Annotated in this window: 7 protein-coding genes; 5 read left to right on the top strand and 2 right to left on the bottom strand. The window is 44.4% G+C overall.

Annotated features, from left to right (window positions below):
* Nucleotides 1-468: 468 nt before the first annotated feature.
* Nucleotides 469-2,010, top strand: coding sequence for a glutamine-hydrolyzing GMP synthase (gene guaA / locus I2H39_RS14925; protein ID WP_138309267.1), 1,542 nt, complete (start codon nt 469-471; stop codon nt 2,008-2,010).
* A gap of 146 nt (nt 2,011-2,156) precedes the next feature.
* Here guaA and I2H39_RS14920 read toward each other — a convergent pair whose 3' ends face one another.
* Together I2H39_RS14920 and I2H39_RS14915 are read right to left on the bottom strand one after the other, a co-directional pair.
* A complete protein-coding gene (locus I2H39_RS14920; protein ID WP_195626829.1) occupies nt 2,157-2,582 on the bottom strand; it encodes a GNAT family N-acetyltransferase in 426 nt (141 codons plus the stop codon).
* 13 nt (nt 2,583-2,595) lie between these two features.
* Nucleotides 2,596-3,144: a helix-turn-helix transcriptional regulator gene (locus I2H39_RS14915; protein ID WP_195626828.1), complete on the bottom strand. Its 549-nt coding sequence runs from the start codon at nt 3,142-3,144 to the stop codon at nt 2,596-2,598.
* Nucleotides 3,145-3,322: 178 nt separating this feature from the next.
* Between I2H39_RS14915 and I2H39_RS14910 the strand changes: the two genes are divergently transcribed.
* The 4 genes from I2H39_RS14910 (at nt 3,323) to I2H39_RS14895 (ending at nt 6,066) form a co-directional block, all read left to right on the top strand.
* Nucleotides 3,323-3,517 carry an ICEBs1 excisionase gene (locus I2H39_RS14910; protein WP_195626827.1) on the top strand — a complete coding sequence of 65 codons (195 nt, stop codon included), beginning with the start codon at nt 3,323-3,325 and terminating at the stop codon, nt 3,515-3,517.
* 17 nt (nt 3,518-3,534) lie between these two features.
* Nucleotides 3,535-4,599: a site-specific integrase gene (locus I2H39_RS14905; protein ID WP_195626826.1), complete on the top strand. Its 1,065-nt coding sequence runs from the start codon at nt 3,535-3,537 to the stop codon at nt 4,597-4,599.
* Nucleotides 4,596-4,985, top strand: coding sequence for a hypothetical protein (locus I2H39_RS14900; RefSeq protein WP_195626825.1), 390 nt, complete (start codon nt 4,596-4,598; stop codon nt 4,983-4,985). Before I2H39_RS14905 ends, I2H39_RS14900 begins: the two co-directional genes overlap by 4 nt.
* A 100-nt stretch (nt 4,986-5,085) precedes the next feature.
* Entirely contained in the window at nt 5,086-6,066 is a 981-nt protein-coding gene (locus I2H39_RS14895) for an AAA family ATPase (RefSeq protein ID WP_195626843.1), read from the top strand.
* Nucleotides 6,067-6,377 lie beyond the last annotated feature (311 nt).

Genomic DNA, 6,377 nt, shown 5'->3' with positions numbered 1-6,377 from the left:
AGCAACTATGCTGACTGTAAATATATGATGTGTTGAATTGCCCCTAAAGAATTATGGTGTTAAAGCCCAAAGACGGGAGGATAGGGGATAAGGGCAGGAGACAGCTAAAAAAATTTAAAAAAGTGTCGAAATAGCTTGATATTTGTCGGTCCCTGTTTTATAATAGATACATACGAAAGATAAAAAAGAGATTGTACTATTCTGTACAATCTCTTTCAATTTATAGAGACATAAATATTTTTCGTTAAATTGGGTCAAGGTATATAATAAGGGCGGGTTTGGAAATGGTTTGTATCTGGTTAAACCTCCGGCGCCGGCAGCGGCGCAAGCAGGCGGTTTACGGACAGCTGGCAGCAGACAATCTGTTGCAGCCATCCGATACAGGGTATTTTCAAACCCGTTCTGGGATACAGTTTTACTATAATTGTTTTGGTGGGAAATCCGTAAAATAATGGAGGAACGAATCTCATGGACAGAGAGATGATTATCGTACTGGACTTTGGCGGCCAGTACAACCAGCTGATTGCACGCCGTGTCCGCGAATGCAGCGTATACTGTGAAGTGCATCCTTATGATATGAGCCTGGAGAAAATCAAGGAGATGAATCCCAAGGGAATCATTTTTACAGGCGGACCGGATGTTGTGTTTGAAGATGGAGCGCCGCGCTGCTCAAAAGAGATATTTGAACTGGGAATCCCGGTCCTGGGAATCTGCTACGGTGCACAGCTTATGAGCTACCTGCTGGATGGTGTTGTAAAGAAGGCTGTAGTAAGCGAATACGGACACACGGAAGTGGATGTGGATACTTCTTCCAAGCTGTTTGAGGGCGTTTCTCCCAAGACCGTATGCTGGATGAGCCATGGTGTGTACATTGCAGAGGTGCCGGAAGGCTTCCGCATCACTGCGCATACAGATTCCTGTCCCGTAGCCGGCATGGAGTGCGCTGAGAAGAACTTTTATGCGGTACAGTTCCATCCTGAGGTGGTTCACACAAAGGAAGGCACCAGGATGCTTTCCAACTTTGTATATAATGTATGCGGATGCTCCGGCGACTGGAAGATGGATTCCTTTGTAGATACCACTATCAAGGCTCTGAGGGAAAAGATTGGAAACGGCAAGGTGCTGTGTGCGCTTTCAGGCGGTGTGGATTCCTCTGTGGCAGCTGTTATGCTGTCCAAGGCCATTGGCAGGCAGCTTACCTGCGTGTTTGTGGACCACGGTCTGCTGCGCAAGAATGAGGGAGACGAGGTAGAAGCTGTATTTGGTCCGGAAGGCGCATATGACCTGAACTTTATCCGTGTCAATGCCCAGGAACGGTTCTACGCCAGGCTGAAGGGTGTGGAGGAACCGGAGGCAAAGCGCAAGATTATAGGTGAGGAATTCATCCGCGTATTTGAGGAAGAGGCAAAGAAGATTGGGGCAGTGGATTACCTGGTACAGGGAACCATTTACCCGGATGTGATTGAATCCGGCCTGGGCAAATCCGCTGTTATTAAGTCCCACCACAATGTTGGCGGACTGCCGGAACATGTGGATTTCAAGGAATTGGTAGAGCCTTTAAGGCTGCTTTTCAAGGACGAGGTGAGAAAGGCAGGACTGGAACTGGGAATTCCCGAATATCTGGTATTCAGACAGCCATTCCCGGGACCCGGACTGGGGGTCAGAATCATCGGTGAGGTGACGGCTGATAAAGTCCGTATTGTACAGGATGCGGATGCGATTTACAGGGAAGAGATTGCAAAGGCCGGAGTGGATAAGAATCTGGGACAGTATTTTGCGGCTCTGACCAATATGCGGTCTGTTGGCTGCATGGGCGATGAGAGAACCTATGATTATGCCATTGCCCTGCGGGCTGTGCTTACATCTGATTTCATGACCGCTGAGTCGGCTCAGATTCCCTGGGAAGTGCTGGGGAAGGTGACCAGCAGGATTGTGAATGAGGTGAAGGGCGTGAATAGGGTGTTGTATGATTGCACGGGGAAACCGCCGGCTACGATTGAGTTTGAGTAACGGACAGAACCCCGGAAATGCTGATAGAATGGGCATTTCCGGGGTCGCTTTTTGCCGTTTGGCTCTAAAATGGCTCTAATTATTTGATGAATACTGGATTTTTTTTGGGGGGGGGGGGGTATCATGATACCTGTCTCTAATATTTTTCAGTTAATTTCTTTTTTGTGAATTACCTTTCTCATGCCGCTACCGCAAAATTCATGGGGTATCTTTTTAAATCCTAAAGTCTCATAAAAGGCTTCTTTCCCTTTTTCGGCAATTAGAGAAACACTGGAGCGTCCGCCGGGCGGCGTATTCTTTTCTACATAATTCAGTAATTTATGGATAACGGCAGAACCAATACCTTGTCCTTGAAAAGCAGGATTTACAATTACATCTACAATAGTGTAATATAATCCGTCCCCGATTAGTCTGCCCATAGCGATAGTTTCCTGTTCGCTTTTCGCAATAATAGAATAAAGGGTATGGTTCAAAGCAAAAACAGTCTGTTGCTCTGAAAAGTTATTCCAGTTTACACTTTGTCGTAAGTGAAAATAATCATCATAGTGTAGTGCATTTTCAAGAAAAGTCATATAAACCCTTTCATTAGGTGTTCTCTGGATAGATACGAACAGAGATACCAGAGGTGCCTTTTTTCACAATTCTATTTGTATCAACTAAATGTTGTTTAATCTGTTCGCAAGTCTCGTTCATTTGCTCCAATTCTTTATTAAATGCTTCCTCACTTGGGAATGCGTCTTTGGAAGCAATCAGATTTTCCTGCAATTTCTTAGCCTTTGCAAATTTGGCAAGCCGGCCGTTGATTTCCGGGTGTTTAAAACGAATACATATCGTGTCGGGGATAAGATTTCCCTCACTGTCTTTTTCGCCGTCGATTTCCATATCTACCTGCTCGTCCATTTTGAAAAGCAGAGTGAGGACATCAGAAGCGGTTTCTATGTCGAAGTCCGTGAATACGTTGATACTCACGCCCAGAGCATTGGCAATCTTCAAAAGTTGGTCGGGCTTTGGCTTCCGGCTTCCTAATTCATATTTGCGAATGGTGGTACCATCTATGCCCGCCAGTTCCCCTAATACATTCTGTGAAATCCCCCGGATAGTTCGGAATGTCTTTATTTTCTCTCCTACTGTCATGTAGTCACTCCTTTAGTATTTAATAATATGAATAATAGGGACATTTGTATTCTAACATATTCATTGAAAATAATCAATTAATTTAAGAATAATATGTTGACAAGGGACAAAAGAGCCTGTATAATAAAAATGCAAATAAGGGACAAAAGTCCCTATATAAAATCAAGGAGGACAATGAATGGAGAAATCAAAAAAGATGTATGTAACGGCAGAGGAAGCGGCAGTAATGCTTGGCGTATCAACGGGCTATGCTTACAAGATTATTCGGGGACTGAATGAGGAATTGAAAGCAAAAGGCTACCGGACAATCAGCGGCAAGGTTCCGACAAAATACTTTGAAGAAAAATTCTACGGTCTGACCGTAGCCATGTGAGAAAGGAGTGCGTATCTATGGCGGCAACAAGAGACGGTAAGATGTGGCGCTGTCAATTCTACTACAAGGACTGGCAGGGAGTGAGCCATAAGAAGAATAAAAGAGGGTTCAAGACGAAAGGTGAAGCTGAACAGTGGGAGCGTGATTTTCTGCAACAACAGCAGAAAAATTTGGACATCAATTTTGAAAACTTTGTCCATATTTATTACGAGGATATGGAACACCGTCTGCGTGAGAATACCATGCGGACAAAGAAATTTATTATTGACTTAAAAATTATTCCTTATTTTAAGAAAAAGTGCATGAATGAAATCAAGGCTTCTGATATTCGAGCGTGGCAAAATGCGCTGATAAAAAAGGGATATTCGGAAACATATCTGAAAACAGTCAATAATCAGTTGTCGGCAATCTTCAATTATGCGGTACAGTATTATGACTTGAAGGATAATCCTTGCCGGAAAGCCGGGAGCATTGGAAAGAGCCACGCCGGGGAAAAGGAGTTCTGGACAAAGCAGGAATTTAAACAATTTCTTGTGACTGTGGAGGACAAGCCGGAAACAAAAATGGCGTTTCTGCTTCTTTACTGGACGGGCATGAGGATAGGAGAATTACTCGCTCTTACCTACAATGATATTGATTTAGAGAAGCGTACCATTTCTGTAAACAAGTCCTATCAGCGGATAGAGGGCAGGGATATTATTACACCGCCTAAAACACCAAAGAGCAAACGTATCATAACAATACCGCTGTTTCTGACGGAAGAATTAAAAGAGTACATTTCACACTTGTATGGAATTATGGCAGATAAAAGAATGTTCCGTTTTACAAAGTCCTATATGGAGCATGAAATTATCAGAGGTATCAAGGCTTCCGGGGTAAAAAGAATACGCTTGCACGATATTCGCCATTCCCACGCCTCTCTGCTTGTGGAAATGGGATTTACGCCATTGGCGATTGCGGAACGGTTAGGGCATGAGAAAATCGAAACAACATTAAACACTTACTCACATTTATATCCCAATAAGCAGGGAGAACTTGCGGATAAATTAGAGATTGAAAACAACAGGGAGGAAGAAGAATGAGCGGAGTACATAAATACCCGACAATTAGCTTTCGTATTTCTCCTAGAGAGAGGGAAGAAATCGAAGCAAAGATTTTAGTAAGCGGACTTTCTAAGAAAGATTATTTTGTCCGTTCCTGCATTTATAACCGGGTGTGCGTGGTTGGTAAAAAAGAGTTGGTTTATCAGTTGGTGGAGGAACTAAAGGTAATGCAGACCAATATCCGAGAAGTAACAGAACAGTTTGAAAAGACTGAAATCGCATTAACGCCGGAGGGGTTGGAAGATATGCGGCACGATTGTCTTGATATGCTGAAAGCAATCCTGTGGGTCTTAGACGGAGCAAAATATCTGTGGCAGGATAGTGATGCTGGAGCAGAAGAAAGCCCCTACAGCGGCAACTGTTAGGGCTGTGATAACTGGAAAACCTCTGTTATCAGTGTTTCACAAAATAAGTATAGCAGAGGTTTTTTCCAGTGACAATGATTTTTCAGAAATGGAGGGCATTATGGAAGAAACAAAAACAGAATTGCAGATGATTAAAATGTCGGAGATACAGTCGCAGGAGGTATCTTGGCTGTGGTTTCCGTTTATCCCATATGGGAAGCTGACAATCGTTCAAGGCGATCCGGGTGACGGAAAGACAACGCTTGTACTTAACATAGCGGCAAAGCTGTCAACGGGCGAGGGACTGGACAGTGAAATGAAGCTGGCAGAACCGCTGAATGTGATTTATCAGACTGCGGAGGACGGGCTTGCCGATACCGTAAAGCCCCGTCTGGAATTGGCGGGAGCAGACTGTGAAAACATTTCCGTCATTGATGAAAGCATAAAATCACTTTCTATGATAGATGAACGATTAGAAGAAGCAATTATAAGGACAAAGGCTAAAATGCTTATTTTAGACCCGATACAAGCCTACTTGGGCGGCGGTATGGATATGAACCGGGCAAATGAAGCAAGGGATATGACAAAGAAACTGGCGGCTCTGGCAGAAAAATATCAATGCGCCATTGTGCTTGTCGGTCACATGAACAAAGCGGCGGGAAATAAGGCGGCGTATCGTGGTATGGGTTCCATTGATTTCTTTGCAGTCGCAAGGAGCGTCCTGTTGGTCGGCAGAGTGGAGAGCGAAGCCAATATAAGAGCGGTTGTCCAGATAAAAAATAATCTGGCGGCGTTCGGACACCCGAAAGCCTTTGAGCTTTCAGAGGGCGGTTTTCAGTGGCTTGGAGATTATGACATTACGGCTGATGAAGTCTTGGGCGGTATCGCTCCAAAAGCAAATAAAATGGAGCAGGCGAAACGCTTACTCCGGGAACTGGCGGAAACGAATAACGCCATGCAAAGCAACGAAATTGTTAATCTGGCGGACGAACAGGGTATATCGAAACGGACATTGGAAAATGCAAAGAAAGAGTTAGGTGTCCGGGCGAAGCGGATAAATAATTCATGGTATTGGGAACTGAATAATATCAGACCGGAGTAGGGAACAGCGCAACAATGCAGAGTATATGAAATTTGTGGACTTTGGACTTGTAAGGTTGCAAAAGATATAGACTTTGTATTGTTGCGGAGTTGAATGAAGCCGGATAAATGGCGGAAGCAAAGCGGCGGAAACAGCCGCTTCCGTCCGAAGGACGATAAGCTGTCCTATGGACAGCTCGCCCCCGCAGGGCGCAAAACCTGCTTGCAGGTCTGCATTTTTGATAGGGAACCTGTCAAAAGTGCTTTTGCGTTACTTTCGACGAAAGTAACAAAGCTATGGCGGCTTAAACGCCGCCCCTGATTTGCTGAAAG

Source organism: Clostridium sp. 1001283B150225_161107_B6, from assembly GCF_015556325.1.
Taxonomy (GTDB): domain Bacteria; phylum Bacillota; class Clostridia; order Lachnospirales; family Lachnospiraceae; genus Enterocloster.
This window is presented reverse-complemented; position numbering and strand designations above follow the sequence as displayed.